13 protein-coding genes are annotated in these 18594 nt (G+C 43.5%); 8 read left to right on the top strand and 5 right to left on the bottom strand.

The features are described 5' to 3' along the window. Positions 1-245: 245 nt before the first annotated feature. Both RMZ42_RS26640 and RMZ42_RS26635 read left to right on the top strand, forming a co-directional pair. Positions 246-2060, top strand: coding sequence for a protein kinase domain-containing protein (locus RMZ42_RS26640; RefSeq protein ID WP_322674242.1), 1815 nt, complete (start codon positions 246-248; stop codon positions 2058-2060). 367 nt (positions 2061-2427) lie between these two features. Continuing rightward, complete coding sequence (locus tag RMZ42_RS26635) at positions 2428-2646, top strand: hypothetical protein (RefSeq protein WP_322674241.1); 219 nt, start codon at positions 2428-2430, stop codon at positions 2644-2646. A gap of 130 nt (positions 2647-2776) precedes the next feature. On the opposite strand, the gene ribD is transcribed toward RMZ42_RS26635, so the two are convergent. The 4 genes from ribD to RMZ42_RS26615 form a co-directional block, all read right to left on the bottom strand. After that, positions 2777-4018: a bifunctional diaminohydroxyphosphoribosylaminopyrimidine deaminase/5-amino-6-(5-phosphoribosylamino)uracil reductase RibD gene (gene ribD / locus RMZ42_RS26630; protein ID WP_322674272.1), complete on the bottom strand. Its 1242-nt coding sequence runs from the start codon at positions 4016-4018 to the stop codon at positions 2777-2779. Positions 4019-4368: 350 nt separating this feature from the next. Continuing rightward, the gene (gene mreD, locus RMZ42_RS26625; RefSeq protein ID WP_322674240.1) at positions 4369-4986 is read right to left on the bottom strand and encodes a rod shape-determining protein MreD; all 618 of its coding nucleotides are present in this window, start codon (positions 4984-4986) and stop codon (positions 4369-4371) included. A gap of 25 nt (positions 4987-5011) precedes the next feature. Continuing rightward, complete coding sequence (gene mreC / locus RMZ42_RS26620) at positions 5012-5806, bottom strand: rod shape-determining protein MreC (RefSeq protein WP_322674239.1); 795 nt, start codon at positions 5804-5806, stop codon at positions 5012-5014. 101 nt (positions 5807-5907) lie between these two features. Beyond that, positions 5908-6915: a rod shape-determining protein gene (locus tag RMZ42_RS26615; RefSeq protein WP_322674271.1), complete on the bottom strand. Its 1008-nt coding sequence runs from the start codon at positions 6913-6915 to the stop codon at positions 5908-5910. A gap of 374 nt (positions 6916-7289) precedes the next feature. Here RMZ42_RS26615 and RMZ42_RS26610 point away from each other — a divergent pair, with 374 nt between their 5' ends. Continuing rightward, the gene (locus tag RMZ42_RS26610) at positions 7290-7652 is read left to right on the top strand and encodes a single-stranded DNA-binding protein (protein WP_069071395.1); all 363 of its coding nucleotides are present in this window, start codon (positions 7290-7292) and stop codon (positions 7650-7652) included. 137 nt (positions 7653-7789) lie between these two features. Here the strand turns inward: RMZ42_RS26610 and RMZ42_RS26605 are convergent, their stop codons facing one another. Continuing rightward, a complete protein-coding gene (locus tag RMZ42_RS26605) occupies positions 7790-8533 on the bottom strand; it encodes an SIMPL domain-containing protein (RefSeq protein ID WP_322674270.1) in 744 nt (247 codons plus the stop codon). 325 nt (positions 8534-8858) lie between these two features. On the opposite strand from RMZ42_RS26605, the gene RMZ42_RS26600 reads away from it, so the two are divergent. The 5 genes from RMZ42_RS26600 (at position 8859) to sds (ending at position 18415) form a co-directional block, all read left to right on the top strand. Then, positions 8859-10337, top strand: coding sequence for a cation:proton antiporter (locus tag RMZ42_RS26600; RefSeq protein ID WP_322674238.1), 1479 nt, complete (start codon positions 8859-8861; stop codon positions 10335-10337). 628 nt (positions 10338-10965) lie between these two features. Next, entirely contained in the window at positions 10966-12840 is a 1875-nt protein-coding gene (locus RMZ42_RS26595; RefSeq protein WP_322674237.1) for an N-acetylmuramoyl-L-alanine amidase, read from the top strand. A 501-nt stretch (positions 12841-13341) separates the two neighbouring features. Then, positions 13342-15255, top strand: coding sequence for an N-acetylmuramoyl-L-alanine amidase (locus RMZ42_RS26590; RefSeq protein WP_322674236.1), 1914 nt, complete (start codon positions 13342-13344; stop codon positions 15253-15255). A 129-nt stretch (positions 15256-15384) separates the two neighbouring features. Then, on the top strand, positions 15385-16251 hold the full coding sequence (gene murI, locus RMZ42_RS26585) for a glutamate racemase (protein WP_322674235.1): 867 nt from the start codon (positions 15385-15387) through the stop codon (positions 16249-16251). A 1192-nt stretch (positions 16252-17443) separates the two neighbouring features. After that, the gene (gene sds, locus RMZ42_RS26580) at positions 17444-18415 is read left to right on the top strand and encodes a solanesyl diphosphate synthase (RefSeq protein WP_322674234.1); all 972 of its coding nucleotides are present in this window, start codon (positions 17444-17446) and stop codon (positions 18413-18415) included. The last annotated feature ends 179 nt before the right edge of the window (positions 18416-18594 follow it).

Here is an 18594-nt window from a genome sequence, read left to right as displayed (position 1 = left end):
AATTAAATTTGGCAGGATTCTGCAATACCAATGCATTGGCTGGCATTAGACATAAGAATGAAGAGACGTAGCACTGCTACGTCTCTACAAGAATTCTGGATAATGCATATTTAATTTCACCAGAGTATATTCGCCTTGCCTTCGCTTATGTGATGTACATTTGGAAAGGGCGATGTCTGACGACAAGTTTGGAGAAGACAAGAAGTCTCAGGCTCCGCACTGGGTGTCTACGCTTATAATTTTTCATGACAATAACCCTGCTGAACAATCGCTATCAAGTTATCCAGGTAATCGGCGCTGGTGGGTTTGGCGAAACCTTTCTAGCAGAAGATGTCCACATGCCTTCTCGCCGCCGCTGTGTAATCAAGCAACTAAAACCGATAACCAATAATGACCCGCAAACCTACCAACTTATCCAACAACGGTTTGAACGGGAAGCCGCAACCTTGGAGTATTTGGGTGAAAGTAGTCACCAAATTCCCAAACTCTATGCCTACTTTTCTGAGAATGGACAGTTTTACCTCGTCCAAGAATGGATTCACGGTCAAACTCTGACAAAAATTGTCGAAGCCAAAGGATTTGAGAGTGAAACTGCTGTTCGGCGAATTCTCTTGAGTCTGCTTTCAGTTTTAGATTATGTTCACAGTAAAGGCATTATTCACCGGGATATCAAGCCAGATAACATTATTCTGCGTTCTGTTGATAACGAGCCAGTTTTGATTGATTTTGGTGCAGTCAAAGAAACAATCCGTTCAGTGGTGAATTCTCCAGGATACCCCACGCGATCGCTTGTCATTGGTACGCCAGGATATATGCCTAGCGAACAAGCCGTTGGTCGCCCAGTTTACGCCACTGATATCTACAGTTTAGGTTTAACGGCAATTTATCTACTGACTGGCAAACACCCGCAAGAACTAGTAACCGATCTAAAAACTGGGGAAATACTTTGGCAGCAGCACGTCCCTAACGTCTCTTCCCAATTGGCGGCGGTACTCAATCAGGCAATTAAGCCTCATGCTGGCGATCGCTACAGCACTGCTAGTAAAATGCTATACGCCCTGCAATCTGCTAGTAATATACCTACTGAGTTAACTGCAAATCCTTCTAGAGTTAGTTTTTCTCCCACCGCATCGACTCGGCAAACTCAGCCATTATATTCTCCACAAAACAATTCTGCGATTCCAGAGTCTTCCAATCCTGGAAACTGGCAAAAACCTGCTGTGATTGTTGGTAGTTTGTTGATAGGCGGCTTGATTGGTGCAGTAGCAATTCCTAGCATCATTCGTCAGCAACAACCAGAAACAACCATTGGCACAAATCCCACGCCATCGCCAGAATCTTTTCCTACTTCTGCATCTACCGAACCGCCCGTTTCCTCCCAAACGTCTCCAGTTCCAGTTATCCCTAGCTCACCACCACAACGGCGACCAACCTCTAATTCCCCAGTTGTACCCATACCACAGCTAGAAAAAGAGCCTGTCACTTTAGATACTCCAGCACCGATAGCAGTATCCACACCACAGCCAAAACCAAAGGATGAGGTAAGCGCAGTTCCCAAACCAGAAGTTCGTTCCACACCACAAAACAAGCCGCGCAGTAAATTAGCTGCCACTGCCAGCAGAGAAAGCGTTCCCGCATTCCCTACAGGTACAACAAGAAACATCGTAGAAGCTACCCTCGGCAAACCAAATCAAGATTTAAGAGGCGCATGGGGCAAAACTCGTGCTGTCGTTTACAAACTAGTGCCAAACAAAATTGACCTTGGCTACTTATTCGATCGCAATTCTAAAACGCTGCGTCAAACTGAGGTATCTTTTGCTCAATCGGTAGATCCAGAAGTAATGGAGACTACCTTGAATGGAATGTTAGCAGGGCAAGCCACTGAAGAAATTAAGCAGGGACTCAAACAGGTACAACAGCGTCAATCTGATAATTTTAGTTTTAAAAATGGCTCAGTCAAGGGTCAAATTATCCGCCAACAATGTGATTTTATTTACATCAGCATTTGGGATGCAGATTTACATGATTTTGTAAATCCATCTACAGCCAAACAGTGTTAACTTTCTGGCAAACACTGTTCTCGAAAGTTAGATTTTTGTATCCTACAAGACAGACTCAGTATTCAACATAGTGATTCAAGAACTGACTTTATTCGGCTACAATCAAGATAATTTCAGTCTTCCCAAACACAAAAACCCAATTTTTAGAATTAGTGCATTTGTTTTCTAAATTTTGCAACTAAATCCATAAAAATCTGTGTTTCCCATTCCCCATTCTTTATTTTCAATTCTTAATCTTCATAAAGTTATAAATACCATTATTAAGTTTTTAATAATACTTGTCTCAGCTTCTACATTCATGTCGTAAAGTTCGATTGGAATTGTGTAATCTGAAGACAGCAAAGCTAAATTATTCAATTGAGGTCTGATGACTCCTACAATCATACGTCAGCTTTGGTCAGTGGTTGAAACCGCTCAAGCCAAGCTCCTTTTACAACTGGATGATGCTAGCTTGGTGCAGTGGTTAGTGAAACAAACCGAAACGCAAGTGTTGTTAGATTCTAACGAAACTGATTTTCTTAGCCACTACATTCAATCTCGACTAGCCCTCATACGCGATCTTGCCCATGAACGCCAATGTTCATGATGCCTACGGCGGTCACTGAGCTTTGTCGTACCACTTCGTGGAAGCAAGCTACGCGCAGCGTCTCGCAGAGAAGTGCGGGCTACGCCAACGCAAAATCAAGATAAATAAATAGATCGATCGTCAAGTGTTATTACTGTTGACTATTAGCTTTTGGGGAAAAATAACCTTCCACTAAGCAGTCAGAGCCTACTACACGCCAACGAACACGTTCTAAAGACAACGCCTCAGTCATGGTAGTAAAACCTAAATCGCCCACTGGTGTGGGAGCAATACTGCCACCAATGATTTTTGGGGCAATAAATGCCAAAACTTTTTGCACTGCTCCTTGAGCGATCGCACTAGCAGCTAAAGTACCACCACACTCCCACAGCACGCTACAAAAACCTCGTTCATATAAGTATGCCATTGCCTTATCCGGTGTCAGTGATGCTAATTCCACCACCTCCACACCCTGGTTGAGCAACAGGTTTTGAAAATCGGGGTTAGCACCCTTCTGTGTCAACACCAAAGTTGGAGCATCCGCGGTTTGCCACAGATGGGCACTGGCCGGTAAGTTAAGATGGCGACTCATCACCACTCGTAGGGGATTATGTGCCCCCACCTGATGGCTGGTTAAGTAAGGATTATCTTGTCGGACTGTATTACCGCCGACAATTATGGCATCACAAGCCGCCCGCACTAGATGTACTTCACTGCGGGCTTCTTGACTTGTCACCCAAGCGCTATGACCAGAGGTAGTAGCAATTTTGCCATCTAAAGTCATGGCATATTTTAAAATTCCCAAAGGTCGCTTATAGAGAATGCGATGTACAAAAGCTTCATTTAGCTGACGACAGGCTTCCTCTTCTACTCCAACCAATACTTCGATTCCTGCCGCTCGTAAACGGGCGATGCCACCTCCAGCCACCAGTGGATTGGGGTCAACCATACCCACTACTACTTTTGCCACCCCTGCTTCGATCAATCCTTCCGAACAAGGGGGAGTACGTCCGTAGTGATTGCAAGGTTCGAGGCTGACATAGATTGTTGCACCACGAGCGCGATTCTCCTGAGGAGAGGCTGCGCCAACGCCTGCTGCCCTCAAGGCAAACACTTCTGCATGAGGCTCACCTGCGCGAGGATGAAATCCTTCGCCGACAATTTCGCCATCCTTGACAATCACCGCTCCCACTAACGGATTGGGCGAAGTCCGCCCTAAAGCGCGACGGGCAAGTTCTAAACACCGCAGCATCATACGAGAGTCAAAGTCAGTTCCTACGTTTTGCTTCGGTGGTGAATTCGAGCCAGCTGCTGACTCCACTATTGGTGTATTTTCCTGAGTGTAATTTGGTAAGGATGCATCTGCTTGAGCGATTACTGGGGAATTATCCATAATTTTAGGCAACACTGTAAATATTCTGCACGCGATCGCGCAGCCTCTCCACAAGAGAATCGCGCTTTGCTCCTGATAATTAAACAGTAATATCTAGGCGCTATTATTGGCTGTCTCAACTTACATGAGTCTGTAATATTCAGACTTACAGTTCACTGTAACTTGAATCCATATTGCCAGAGGTTGCTCAAATTCATAAAGATTTAGGTTACAGGGTACAAAAGATAATTTTCTTTACTGTCACCTGTAACCTATTCCCTTCCTAACTCCTAATTCTTGTACAGACGCGATTAATCCTGTCTCTACTCCTAATTCTTGTACAGACGCGATTAATCGCGTCTCTAACTTTACTATTGCTCCAATAATTTCAGCCGCTGCCACCAAAGATTCAACGGATAATAGACGACAGGCGCCCACAGACTACTCAGAATGGCAGAGGCCAGAGCGACGCGCTGATAATATGTCCAAATATCTGTCACCTTACGCTCATTGCCCAGCAAAGTTAATTGCAACCCAAAGATAGTTTCTGCCAAAACTGCCAAAACAAAGACAATTACAGCAATCGAAATAAAATCTTCTTCGATAAAACGCTGTTTCTGGAGCAGACCAGTTAAAGCCCCCACTATCCCTAAACTGATGGCATGAGTCGGGCTAGGTGATGTCATCGAATCTTGGAGTAGTCCCAGAACTATACCAGCTAATGCTCCGGCAAACACCGTGCGCTTCACACTCCAAGCTACTACCCAAATTAATAACCAGTTAGGGCCAATTCCCAACAATTCCATACCTGGGAATCGGGTTGGTAATAATAGCAAACATAACAGTACAGAACTAGCCGTCACTATCCAACCAAACAACTGACGTATACCGGGATGCCAACGAGCAAGCGGCTGAATTCGGAATTTCGATTTTCGCTCTGACGATTTTGGCTTTTTCTGCCTGCTACCACCAAATGCAGGAATCTTCATTTTTCTAGTGATTTTTTCAAAGAATTTACTTAGACTTTTGCGGCACTTGATTTGCCGACTCTTGGTTTTCTGGTTTGGGATAAACAGCTACCCAATCAAGAGAACGGATTGGCGGAAAAAGCTCAATTTTCGCCACTGATGCCGGGAGTTTCTTTAAATCCAACGACTTAATTCGTCCTACTGCCAAACCAGAGGGAAATTTCTGACTATAAGTAGATGTGGAAACTAAATCTCCTACTTTCACATTTGGAACTTTTTCATAAAACTCCAATACAGCTTCAGCAGAAGAATCTCCTCGTAAAACGCCTTTAGCTGCTGTGCGGCTAATCGATACACCCACTTGACTCTTGAGGTCACTGATTAACAACACGCGGCTAGTATTAGGAGTTACGCTCTCCACCAAACCCACCAATCCGCCTTCTGCTTTGACTATGAAGCCTTCCTGAATCCCTGCATTTGCACCGCGATTCAGCGTCACTTGTTGCCACCATTGGTCAGCACTACGTCCCACCACCCGTGCTGGAACTGGCCGTGATGCTAGTGGCTCTTTTTCCACATAGCCTAATAAATCTTGTAATTTTGTCTTTTGACTTTCCAAATCTACTATACGGGTTTGCAATTCCATTATCCGGGCATCTCTAAGACGTTCTTCTGGAGTTGGCCCTGACTGCAACATCTCTAATGGACGGGTAATTGCCTGATATGTCTCAAGCACTAGTTCTCCTTGAGTCTGTCGCAATATCCAAGCACTACCAACTACTAAAGCTAACAAGCCAATTTGCAACCCTTTACGATCCCACCAACGCCGTATTGTCACCATATATACCTACATGTACTTATATAAATTAAGTTCTACTTGGATTCTATGTATATAGAACCCAAATAGAACTCAAATAGAACTCAAGTCTGATATTTTTTTTGTTACATATTGCGAGAGCTTTCGATAACAACTCGTTCCAACTGTTTAAAGTTTTCTAACACACGACCTGTTCCCAGCACAACACAGCTCAAAGGATCGGCAGCAATGTGGGTAATAATCCCTGTTTCATGGCTAACAAGGGTATCTATGCCTTTGAGCAAAGCACCGCCACCAGCTAACATAATCCCTCTGTCAATAATGTCTGCTGCCAGTTCTGGCGGTGTGCGTTCTAGTGTCCGCTTCACAGCTTCGATAATTACTGATAGCGGTTCCATCATACTTTCACGGATTTCTGGGGCTTTGATGGTTACAGTTCGCGGTAGACCCGAAAGCAGGTGTAAGCCTCGGACTTCCATCATCGCGTCATTATCATCATTAGTCGGATAGGCAGAACCAAGCCGAATCTTGATTTCCTCGGCAGTACGTTCACCAATGACTAAATTATGAACTTTCTTAATATACTGAACGATCGCATCAGTCAGTTCATCTCCAGCAATGCGTACTGATTCGCTGATTACCGTACCTTGAAGACTCAGCACTGCAACTTCTGTTGTCCCACCACCAATATCGATGATCATGTTGCCAGTCGCTTCGGCAACAGGTAGTCCTGCACCAATGGCCGCAGCTACAGGCTCATCGATTAAATAGACTTTTCTTGCTCCTGCTTGGTGAGCTGCATCCATCACCGCTCGTCTTTCTACTCCTGTAACGCCACTGGGAATACCAATGACAATTCGGGGTAGGATTAGAGATTTACCTTCATTTACACGCTGAATAAAGCTTTTCAGCATCAGTTCGGCTATATCAAAGTCAGCGATTACACCATCCCGCAAAGGACGCAAAGCAATCACATTTCCCGGTGTGCGACCGAGCATTTTTTTGGCTTCTTCTCCTACTGCTAGTGCAACCTTTTCATTGACATCGATAGCAACTACAGAAGGTTCTTGTAGTACAATACCTTTACCAGATACATAAACCAGGGTGTTTGCAGTACCGAGGTCGATACCCATATCCCATGAAGTGCGAAAGTTTCTAAAAATACCCACGCGTCTGTAAGCCCCCTATGTGCGATACTTCTTGACTACAACGGTAAGAGTTAATCGTGCTTGATTCGATTATGTTTGTATCCTGAGTTGAGTAAACTAGACTATATTTTTATATGATTCCCAGGAATATTTAGTATGTCTCAAGCCCCGTACTTTTTAATATTCTCTGGTTAACTTAGTATATCCGTATACTTTTATGTGTTTACTCCAAATAGTGTGTATAAATTTTCAAGTCCATTATATTGTTAACTGTTTAACACATTATTTTCAAGTCTTTCACAATTCGCTATGATGAAAGTCGAAATTGCTAAGTACGTTTGTACTGAAAGGTAACGCACATGAGTATTAATATTGTCACCCTTGTTGGTCGTGTAGGTGGCGACCCTGATATAAAGTATTTTGAGTCTGGGAGTGTGAAGTGTAGATTGACACTCGCGGTAAAAAGGCGATCGCGCAACAGCGATGAACCTGACTGGTTCACGCTGGAGTTATGGGATAAGACGGCTGAAGTAGCAGGTAATTATGTGCGTAAGGGAAGCTTAATAGGCATCAAAGGTTCCTTAAAGTTTGACACATGGAGCGATCGCCAAACAGGAGCAAACCGTTCTACACCAATTATTAGAGTAGACCAACTAGATTTATTAGGCTCTAAGCGTGATGGAGAAGGCGGTACAGGTGATATGTCTTCAGAACATTTTTAATTAGGCATCCCTTCTCTGCGAGACGCTACGCGTAGCTTGCTTCCCGGAGGGGTACGGCTTTGCTCAGGCAAGTGGGAATTGATTATTAGTCCTTTGCCTTTACAAATGACAAAGGACTAATGACAAATGACAAATGACTAATAACTAATTTGCAACGTCACCGATGCTTCTACTTGCTGTTCACCACCAACAATCGGGGTGGAAGCATCAGCTGATTTCGCAGCCTCAGCCCGTAAAAACATTGGTGGTGGTGGAGGCGTATTAGCATTATTAACTTGAATGCTGACTATTTCTTTGGATTTAAAACCCAAGGCACTAAAAACGGCATCAGCTTGCTGCCGCGCGTCTTGAGTAGCTTCTTTTAATGCTTGCTTTTGAGCCGCGGCGATCGCTTCATCTTTCGCAACAAAAGTAATACCGTTAATTTGTGTTGCACCGGCTTTGACTGCATCATCCAATAATGTCCCAGCTTGCTCAACAGGAATACTAAAACTCACAGTGTTAGTGGCAGCATAGCCTGTAATTCGCTGCACATTATTGGTGTAGCTGTAAACCGGATTGAGACGAATACCGGTAGTTTGTAATTTTTCAACATTTTTGCTCTTGAGAAACGCAACCACCGCCGATGACCTCTGAGCGGCTTCTTGCTGTACCTCTTGGGCTGTTTTCCCCTGAATCTCCACTCCTAAACTAACTTGTGCCAGAGTTGTCGGAATTGTTTCGACTCCGCGACCACTGACACTAAGGGTTCGTGACAATCTATCTTTTTCTTGTGCGAATGCAGGTAGTGCAAAAGTTGCACATACAAGCATTGCTAAAGGCAGTATTTTCCACAGGTTTGCCGATGGAAAATGAGAACCGGGTAAAGCGGCTCTAGTCATCATATTTGCACTCCTCAAAGTATCCACAGATGTTTTAAATAAAGGTATATAGCAATCTTCTGCTGGTCGTTGAGAACCAACAACCACCACAAGTTTTTCATAACTTAAGTGCGATCGCTAGATACGATTCGTATGTTCTTACTTTGACACTGCGATCGTCAAAAGCTGAAATGGTTACATTTTTTGAAACTAAAAAAATTACACTAGTACTGCACAGCCTAAATGAAACGTTTACGCCGTATTCATTTTGAATTCGGATTGCTTCTCCATAGGATGTTTTTCAGAAACGCGTCAAAATCAAAGAGAAGGATTTTCAGAGAACCTAATGCATTTGTTAGAACCAATCAACTTCTCTTTTCCTCTGCTGGCTAGCGCAACACAAGCCGCAGACAGTTCAATGGTAGTCGAAGCAGTGCTACTAAGCTTAGTAGTCATTTATCTCGCCAGCAAAGTTGGTGGAGAGTTATCAAACCAAGTGGGTTTGCCGCCTGTTTTAGGCGAACTCGTTGGCGGTGTGGTAGTTGGCATCTCTGTTTTCCATCTTTTAGTGTTTCCAGAAGGCGGCACAGACAGTTCTAATTCTTTGATTGTGTCCTTCCTTCAAACCACTGCTGGTTTAACGCCTGAAGCCGCTCCAGCAGTGTTTGCAGCCCAGTCCGAGGTCATTTCCGTTCTGGCAGAATTGGGTGTGATCATTTTGCTGTTTGAAATCGGCTTGGAGTCGAATTTAAAAGATTTAATGGCAGTTGGTATTCAAGCTACTGTTGTCGCAGTAGTTGGGGTAGCAGTACCCTTTGCTGCTGGGACTGTGGGTCTAATGACTTTGTTTGGGATTAGCGCTATACCTGCAATTTTTGCAGGGGCGGCTTTGACTGCTACTAGTATTGGGATGACATCCAAAGTGCTGTCAGAATTGGGGCGGCTCAATTCTAAAGAAGGGCAGATTATTTTGGGTGCTGCGGTAATTGATGACGTACTAGGAATCATCGTTTTAGCGGTAGTTGCCAGTTTAGCTAAAGACGGCGTGGTGGATGTCAGCAAAGTGATTTATTTGATTATCAGTGCCACTGGTTTTATTTTGGGAGCAATCCTACTAGGGAATGTTTTCAATAAGTCCTTTGTAGCGATCGCCGATCAACTCAAAACACGCGGTGGACTAGTAATCCCAGCATTCGTCTTCGCTTTTGCTATGGCATACCTGGCCGCCGTCATCCAATTAGAAGCAATTTTAGGAGCTTTTGCAGCTGGTTTAGTTCTAGAAGAAACAGATAAGCGTAAAGAACTGCAAAGGCAAGTCTGTCCCATTGCCGATATGTTAGTGCCAATTTTCTTTGTGACTGTTGGGGCAAAAACCGATTTGGGAGTTTTAAACCCAGCAATTCCCGACAATCGTGAAGGTCTAATTATGGCAACTTTCCTGATTACAGTAGCCATTCTCGGTAAAGTAATCACAGGTTTAAGCGTGTTTGGTCAACCGGAAATCAACCGTTTAGCGATCGGTGTGGGGATGATTCCTAGAGGCGAGGTTGGGTTAGTGTTTGCTGGTGTCGGCGCTGCCAGTGGCGCTCTCTCGAAACCATTAGGGGCAGCAATTATCATGATGGTTATCTTGACAACCTTTTTAGCTCCTCCATTGTTACGATTTGTGTTTCCAGATCCAAAAACCGTGGACGGAAATTCAGAGCAACTAATTTTAGACGGTTCCTCTGGGACTTCGTTGGTAATTGAACCACCTCAGTCGAGGGTGCCAGCATCAAATGACAGCAGCAATTTGGGAGTAACTCCAGATTCTGGCGATCGTTAATTATTGGGAATGGGGAATGGGGAATGGGGCGTTAGGAGTAATGAGTTAGGAGTTAGGAGTTAGGAGTTAGGAGTTAGGAGTTATTCTCCTCCTGCTCCCCTGCTCCCCTGCTCCCCTGCCCCTCTGCTCCAATTGTGCAGTGGAAACTTCTATCCTCAAATCTCCGTCCCGTGTGATTGTAGAATAATCATTTGTTTATAATTTCTACCAGCATTCAGAATGTTACTTAATTTCTAGTCTCCCTGGGCTTGTGAGCCTTTATCTGAATATTTTCCAGATAATTGGGGAGTAACACCCATAATTTTGCTAGATCGTTTGACAGTAATGGGAATTATTTATTCAGTGCATCGATGGCAGCAAAGAACAAACACTTATCAGTAAACAGCTATCAATTATCAGTTTTCTAGCTTTATTGGGAGTCAGAGTTCTCCACCTGTAAAGGTGGAAGGTTTCGCATGGGGATTTAAACTTAATTTGAAACCCGATCGATGATTTAAGTGTGTCTAAATACTGGCTTAAAAATCAAACAAGGGATTCAGAAGTCAAGTTTAAGTGGTGATGGTGTGATGATTTACCAATGAGTTGAGATATTGACGGCTCCCATGAATGTGAATTAGGAGAAAGGACTGTGAAATTACATTGGTTACTAGCCAGCACTATTGGAACTATCTTCATGCTATCGTCGCCAGCAATGGCCGCGAGACTTGAATCTTGGCGCTTTGATGCCAATCAAAACAGGCTGGAAATTAATACTGTGGGAGCAGTTCAACCCCAAGCACAACTAATTTTCAACCCAACTCGGCTGGTAATTGATTTGCCGGGAACTACATTTGGTCGTCCACAGTTAACCCAACAGGTGGGTGGTGGAATTCGCTCAATTCGTGTTGGACAGTTTGATATCGATACAACACGCATAGTTGTCGAATTGACTCCTGGTTACAGTTTAGACCCGAAACGAGTGAAATTTGTTGGTACAACTGGCGATCGCTGGACGGTGCAATTACCGAAACCAGAAGTCGAAAAAGTAGCTTCATCTCCTAGAAGTGCTTACAGTGTAGTTACCCCAGACTCCGAACGTCAATCTAATATTTCAAGGGTTGCTACTACTACACGAGGGGCAACTCAAATTGAGAGCTTACAGGTAACAGGTGATGGGTTGTTCATTCGTACCAGTGGTGGTAATCCTCCGATTCAGGTAATTCGTAGCCGCGATCGCGCTACCATCTTTCTAGATATCTCTGGTGCATCTTTATCACCACGTCTGACGCAGCAGAGTAATATACCCGTTAACAAACATGGTATTAGCCGCGTCGAATTCACCTCATTGCAAAGCCAACCTCCTGGTGTCCGGCTAACTTTGCGAGTAGATAAAAATAGCCCAGATTGGCGAGCAACTAATAGTAGCGATGGTGGTTTGATTGTTTTACCTAGTCGGGTTGTCAGATTGCCTAGAAGTAATAATTCGGACAATCAGTCAGAAGCCGTTTCCTTTCCCAGTAGAGCATCTACCAATAACTCGCCAGCAACAATTGAATCTGTGCAACTTGCTGATAATGGCAAACAATTGCTAATTAGAGGCAACCAACCTTTATCTGCTACGGGAACCTGGGATAGATCCTTAGGTATTTTCCGAGTCACAATTACCAATGCCAAGTTAGCTCCCAGAGTTATAGGGCCTACTTTTGCTCCCAATAGCCCTATTCTTCGGGTACGTCTGCAACCTCAAGCATCCAATACAGTGGTTGTTTTGGTTCAACCCGCAGGAGGAGTACAAATTGGGCAACCCCAGCAAATCGGCGACCAGCTTTTGGTACCAATACAAGGTTCTCGGCGAGTTGTCACCCTTCCCGGAAGACCACCCTATGCTTTACCTGGGCTACCACCGCCGAACCGCGGGCCATTCCCAGACCCAAATAATCCAAATCCGCGACCCCTAATACAACCACAGCGCCGAGTTACCAATGGGCGAGTGGTAGTTATTATTGACCCCGGACATGGTGGTAAAGACTCAGGAGCGCTTGGCATAGGTGGGGCGCGCGAAAAAGATGTTATCTTGCCTATTGGTAAAAGACTGGCTGAGATTTTGCAGCAAAATGGCGTACAGGTTATTATGACGCGCGATTCTGACTATTTTGTTACCCTTCCAGGACGGGTGCAATTAGCAGAACGAGCTAATGCTGATGTATTTGTTAGCATCCATGCTAATTCCGCAGGTGCGAGTCGTCCCGATGTTAATGGCTTGGAAACGTATTATTACGACAGTGGTTTGGGTCTAGCTCGCATTGTCCATAGCAGTATTCTCCAAAGCCTGAATATCAAAGACAGGGGAGTGCGGCGAGCTAGATTTTATGTCCTCAGAAAAAGTTCTATGCCCTCTATTCTCGTGGAAACGGGTTATATGAGTGGTAGGCAGGATATGGCTAGGCTCAGAACTTCAGCTTACCAAAATCAAATGGCAGAAGCGATCGCTCGTGGGGTTCTTCAGTATCTAAAGAGAAGATAAGTAATTTAGTCTAAATTTCTAAATTGTTGAGTAAGTACATCTAATCTTTACCATTTTTATCCAATTTAGTAGTAAAACAATTTAAGTATTCTTGCGGCGGAATAAGAGTAGCTTCTTTGTTATTGTCATTTGATACTTTGCAATTCAACAAATTTTGGATTTTAGATTGTCCTGTGGAACGCTATGTGTAGCTTGCTTCTTTGGAAGGTACGGCTACACTCAGTCAAACTATTTTGGATTTGTATCACCTACAACAGGTGGTAGTGTAGCAAGACCCTAGTCTGGCAGAAAACTAAAATCGGGAATCTAAAATCTAAAATTGGCAGTCAAATTTATATAGGCTAGTGGCATGGCAAAATCAGAGGAGCGTGCTATATTTTACGCCATTAGCTGTGTCTTAATAACAGCGCAAAACTCAAGTGTGCGCGGTGACGGTGTGAGGATTAGCCAATATGTTGAGATGTTGACGGCTCCCATAAATGTGAATCAGGAGAAAAGACTGTGAAATTACGCTGGTTACTATCCAGTACTATTGGAACCATCTTCATGCTATCGTCGCCGGCAATGGCCGCGAGACTTGAATCTTGGCGTTTTGATGCCAATCAAAACAAGCTGGAAATTAATACTCAAGGGGATGTTCAACCCCAAGCACAATTAATATTTAACCCGACTCGTCTAGTAATTGATTTACCAGGAACCACATTTGGCCGCCCGCAGCTAACCCAACAAGTGGGTGGTGCAATTCGTTCAATCCGTGTTGGGCAGTTTGACGAACAAACAACGCGCATAGTGGTTGAACTAACTCCTGGTTATAGTTTAGACCCCAAACGAGTGCAATTTGTGGGTACAACTGGCGATCGCTGGACAGTGCAATTGCCTAGACCAGAAGCGGACAATGTACCTGCAAGAAACACTGAAGGGCAACCAGAACAAGCTATAGCCTCTGATACTTCACCCAGAACATCTACACCAACATTTCCCCCAAGGAATATTTATAATGTGGTAACAAGCGGCTCTGTAAATCCACTGAACACCAGAGCGCTGAACAACAGAATGGTTGTCGCCAAAGTTACTCAAATTGAGAACTTACAAGTCACTGGTGATGGTTTTTTTGTCCGTACCAATGGTGGTAATCCTCAGATTCAGGTAAATCGTAGCAACGATCAAAAAGCAATTAACATCGATATTGCTGGCGCAACTCTATCACCAAGTTTAGAGCAGCGAGATTTGTCAATTAATCGCTATGGTGTTAGCCGTATCCAGTTCAGCCAGCTGCAAACTAGTCCATCTGTTGTTCGCCTGACTTTACAAGTAGATGAAAATAGTCCAAATTGGCGAGCAACCACTAGCAGTGTTGGTGGTTTTGTGATTCTACCCAGTCGTGGAGTTGCCCAGTTACCTGGAAGTAACAGTCCACGTCCCATAGCACCAAGTAACACACCTGCTAGCATTCAGTCTGTACAACTGGCTAATAATGCTACACAACTGCTGATTCGAGCCGACCAAACTTTGTCTGCTACAGGAGGCTGGGATAGAACCTCTGGTCTGTTCCGCATCACTATCAACAATGCTAAGTTAGCTCCGAAAGTCACAGGCCCGACTTTTAATCCTAATAGCCCGATTTTGCGGGTACGCCTGCAACCACAAGAATCCAACACTGTCACCGTCTTGGTTCAACCAGCCGCTGGAGTACAAATTGGGGAACTCAACCAAGTTGGCGACCAGCTTTTAGCTTTAGAATTACGACGTAGTAGCAGCATCACACCACCCATTGCTTTACCTCCTCTGCCATTACCAGACCAAGGACAATTACCAAATCCCATAGATAATCCCCGTCCAATCTCCCAGCCACAGCCACGCCCCTCAGTTCCCAGAGGGAAATTGCTAGTAGTTATTGACCCAGGACATGGTGGAAAAGACTCAGGTGCCCCTGGTTTGGGAGGACTTTTAGAAAAGAATGTAATTCTGCCTATTGGGAAAAGGGTAGGAGCAATTTTAGAGCAAAATGGTGTACAAGCGGTACTAACACGAGATGCCGACTTTTTCGTAGAACTTCAGGGACGGGTAGATATTGCCAAGCGGGTTAATGCGACTTTGTTTGTCAGTATTCACGCTAATTCCGTTGATAATCGCCCTGATGTCAATGGCTTAGAAGTATATTATTTCGATAGTGGTTATGGTCTGGCTGAAGTAGTTCGTAAAACCATTCTCCAGGACATCGGTACTATTAAAGATCGGGGAACTCGCAAAGCGAGATTCTATGTTCTCAGGAAAAGCTCCATGCCTTCGATTTTGGTAGAAACAGGCTATATGACTGGTTACGAGGATAATCCCAGATTGGGAACACCAGAATATCAAAATCGGATGGCAGAAGCGATCGCTCGTGGCATTCTAAAATACTTACAGCAGAGGTAATATAGTACAAATTACTAATTAAAGAGGTGGTATTTAAACTTCTTTGACGCGCAGAATTTAGTAGTCAAATTAGAGATTGTCTGCTAAATTCTGTATTTTAAATCCCAAAACCTAAATATATATCTGCCTGTGTATTCATCTTCCATTTTTGAAGGAAATCTTGACGATTTTTCCGAGCGAGAACCCCAACGTGCCCCAATTGGCATCTTTGATAGTGGTGTGGGTGGGCTGACAGTACTGCGACAAATCTATCGACAACTCCCCAATGAATCAATTGTTTACTTTGGGGATACAGCTAGACTTCCTTACGGAATTCGTTCACAAGCAGAAATTTTACGATTTACACGTGAAATTATTACCTGGCTACAACAGCAGCAGGTAAAAATGGTAATTATGGCTTGCAATACCAGTTCTGCCTTAGCCCTAGAAACCGTGCGTCAAGAATTTAGCATACCTATTTTGGGAGTAATCCTACCAGGTGCAAAAGCTGCGGTGCAACAAGGAAAGCGGATTGGTGTAATTGCCACTCCAGCTACAGCTAAAAGTAATGCTTATAAGCACGCTATTCTCGAAATTGCTCCCGATGTCCAAGTCTGGCAAGTTGGATGTCCAGAGTTTGTGCCATTGATTGAGCAAAACCGCATTCACGATCCTTACACTGCACAAGTCGCACGAGGCTACCTAGAGCCTTTATTAGAGCAGGAAATTGACACCCTAGTTCACGGCTGTACCCATTATCCGCATCTTACACCAGTACTGCGATCGCTCCTCCCCTCTCAAGTCCAGTTGGTCGATCCAGCTGTTCATGTTGTGGCGGCTTGTGCGCAAGAACTAGACTTACTAGGCTTAAGAAATACTCATCTACCATTACCAACTCGCTTCGCCGTCAGCGGTTGTCCGCAACAGTTTTCTCAGTCAGGAGTGCAGTGGCTAGGCTATACACCAATGGTTGAAGAGGTTTCTTTCACCGATATCGCTATTTCCCAACTCCAATAAAACTAATTAGTCCCTAGTCCTTAGTCATTTATCGAAACAAATGACGAAGGACTAAGGACAAATGACAAATGACTATTGACTATTAACTGATATCTCCTGCTTATGTTTTCCTTTGGTAGATGAAGAGAAACTTGTAGGAACAGTTTTTGTACCCGTTCGCTTCGCCAGTGCTAATAACAGGTAGACTGTGAACAAATATCCAGAGGCTAAAATAAAAATCATCATAGGTATACTTCCGTAAATCATTGTTCTACTAGCACCCTTCTAAACGAATATAAAATTTCATAAAATTAGTAGAACCTCAGCCAAGCAAGTACATTCTTGATGACTGTAGTTTCCTATGGTAAAATTACCTATAGAGATAAAATCCTCTACGGACAAAGAATTTATGACCTAATGCGACTTCTTGCAAACCATAGATCCCACAGCAGTTAGCTTGCCGTTTAGCAATCTAAAACTACGATTCTCAGCGGTCTACTCGATCTGCTTTATTTTTGCTTAAACTGCTGCAATAAAGAGCAATGCTTGCGCTCTACGTGCGCTAAGTACGTGTAGCGGCTTCCCATAGGGATATCACATAGCTCCAAACCAGGAGTTTTACCCATCGTAGGAAAAATTAAAGAATTTATTCCCTTAATCTAACCGACGAATATTTATTTTAGGCTCACAGCACCAATTAAGTAAAATCAACTAGTAGCTGACTTAACTTTTGGGCTGCGAATATCTTACAAAATTTAAAATTCCTATATTTTAGCGTAACACAACGACCCTGAATTTTGAGCTTATTCGGCTGCTAAATTTCAAATTTTTTGAAGAGCTACACCTTAATCTGGAGAAATTTAGCCTTACTCTTTGCGACGAATTTAAATCACTTCATTTTTGTCAATAAGTAATATTGCTTGAATATTTTCAGAACTGTGACGAGAAAGGTGAGATGAGAAACTACTTAACACAATTTAATCTAACATTTTTTTCGTGTACTGAGAATTCTTGTTTTAAGTTAGTTTAAAGTTTGAGCAGCCACTAATTAAGTACAATTGCTTATTGACAAAAATCTTGGCAACCTTAATTATCACCCATAGACTCATAAAAACGGGATTACCTGATGAAAACTTTGCGCTGGCACAGGGTTATCTTAAAATGAGTATAGGATATGTAAACTTTCGTAACCTAAGTCAGAGTCCGCCCATCCATGACCCCAGCCACCTCCCTGTTTACCCCTGTGGAAGCAGACCTGCGACTACTAGCAGATAACCTAAAGCAGCTAGTTGGAAATCGCCACCCCATCCTGTTTATGGCAGCCGAACATCTATTCGGAGCTGGGGGAAAGCGTATCAGACCAGCAATTGTCCTGCTAATATCGCGGGCTACAATGTTAGCTCAAGAGATTACACCGCGTCATCGCCGCCTAGCTGAGATTACAGAAATGATTCACACAGCAAGCTTAGTACATGACGATGTGGTAGATGAATCAGATACGCGGCGAGGCGTTCCTACCGTTCATAGTTTGTTCGGTAATCGCATTGCCATATTAGCAGGAGATTTTCTTTTTGCTCAATCGTCCTGGTATTTAGCAAACTTGGACAATTTGGAGGTGGTAAAACTCCTCTCAGAAGTAATTATGGATTTGGCTACTGGGGAGATCCAGCAGGGATTAAATCGTTTTGATGCTGGCATTTCTATTGATACTTATCTCCAGAAGAGTTATTACAAAACAGCTTCATTAATCGCTAACAGTTCTAAAGCTGCTGGGTTACTCAGTGAAGTCTCACAAGAAACTGTTGAGCATCTGTATAACTACGGTCGTCATTTTGGTATAGCATTTCAAATTGTTGACGACATTCTAGATTTCACCAGTACAGCAGATACCTTGGGTAAACCGGTGGGGTCGGATCTTAAAAGTGGTAATTTAACTGCACCTGTTTTATTTGCTTTAGCCCAAAAACCATCCTTGGAAGTGCTGATTGAACGAAAGTTTGCTCAAGAAGGAGATTTAGAGCAAGCACTAGCATTGATTCAAGATAGTCAAGGTATACAGCAGGCGCGAGAGTTAGCTACTCATCATGCTAAGTTGGCAATTGAACATCTTGCAGTTCTGCCATTCTCAGAATCACACCAGGCATTGATTAACATCGCTGAGTACACACTGAGTCGCCTCTATTAAATCAGTTATCAAAGTTCTCAGGTAGAAAGTGGGGATTTAGATGTAAGTGTGTTGTGGCTTACATAACGTACCGAAAAGCTGAAATGTTGTGTTGTGTTAACGCTTTAATGCACTAAAGCAGTTTTATGTTTAATTCAATCCACTTATTGAACAGCTAGAAAGTGGGGTTTTTATTTGGA

Source organism: Nostoc sp. DedQUE05 (assembly GCF_034530955.1).
Classification (GTDB): domain Bacteria; phylum Cyanobacteriota; class Cyanobacteriia; order Cyanobacteriales; family Nostocaceae; genus Nostoc.
The sequence above is the reverse complement of the archived record's forward strand: the minus strand, read 5'-3'. Positions and strand labels throughout refer to the sequence as shown.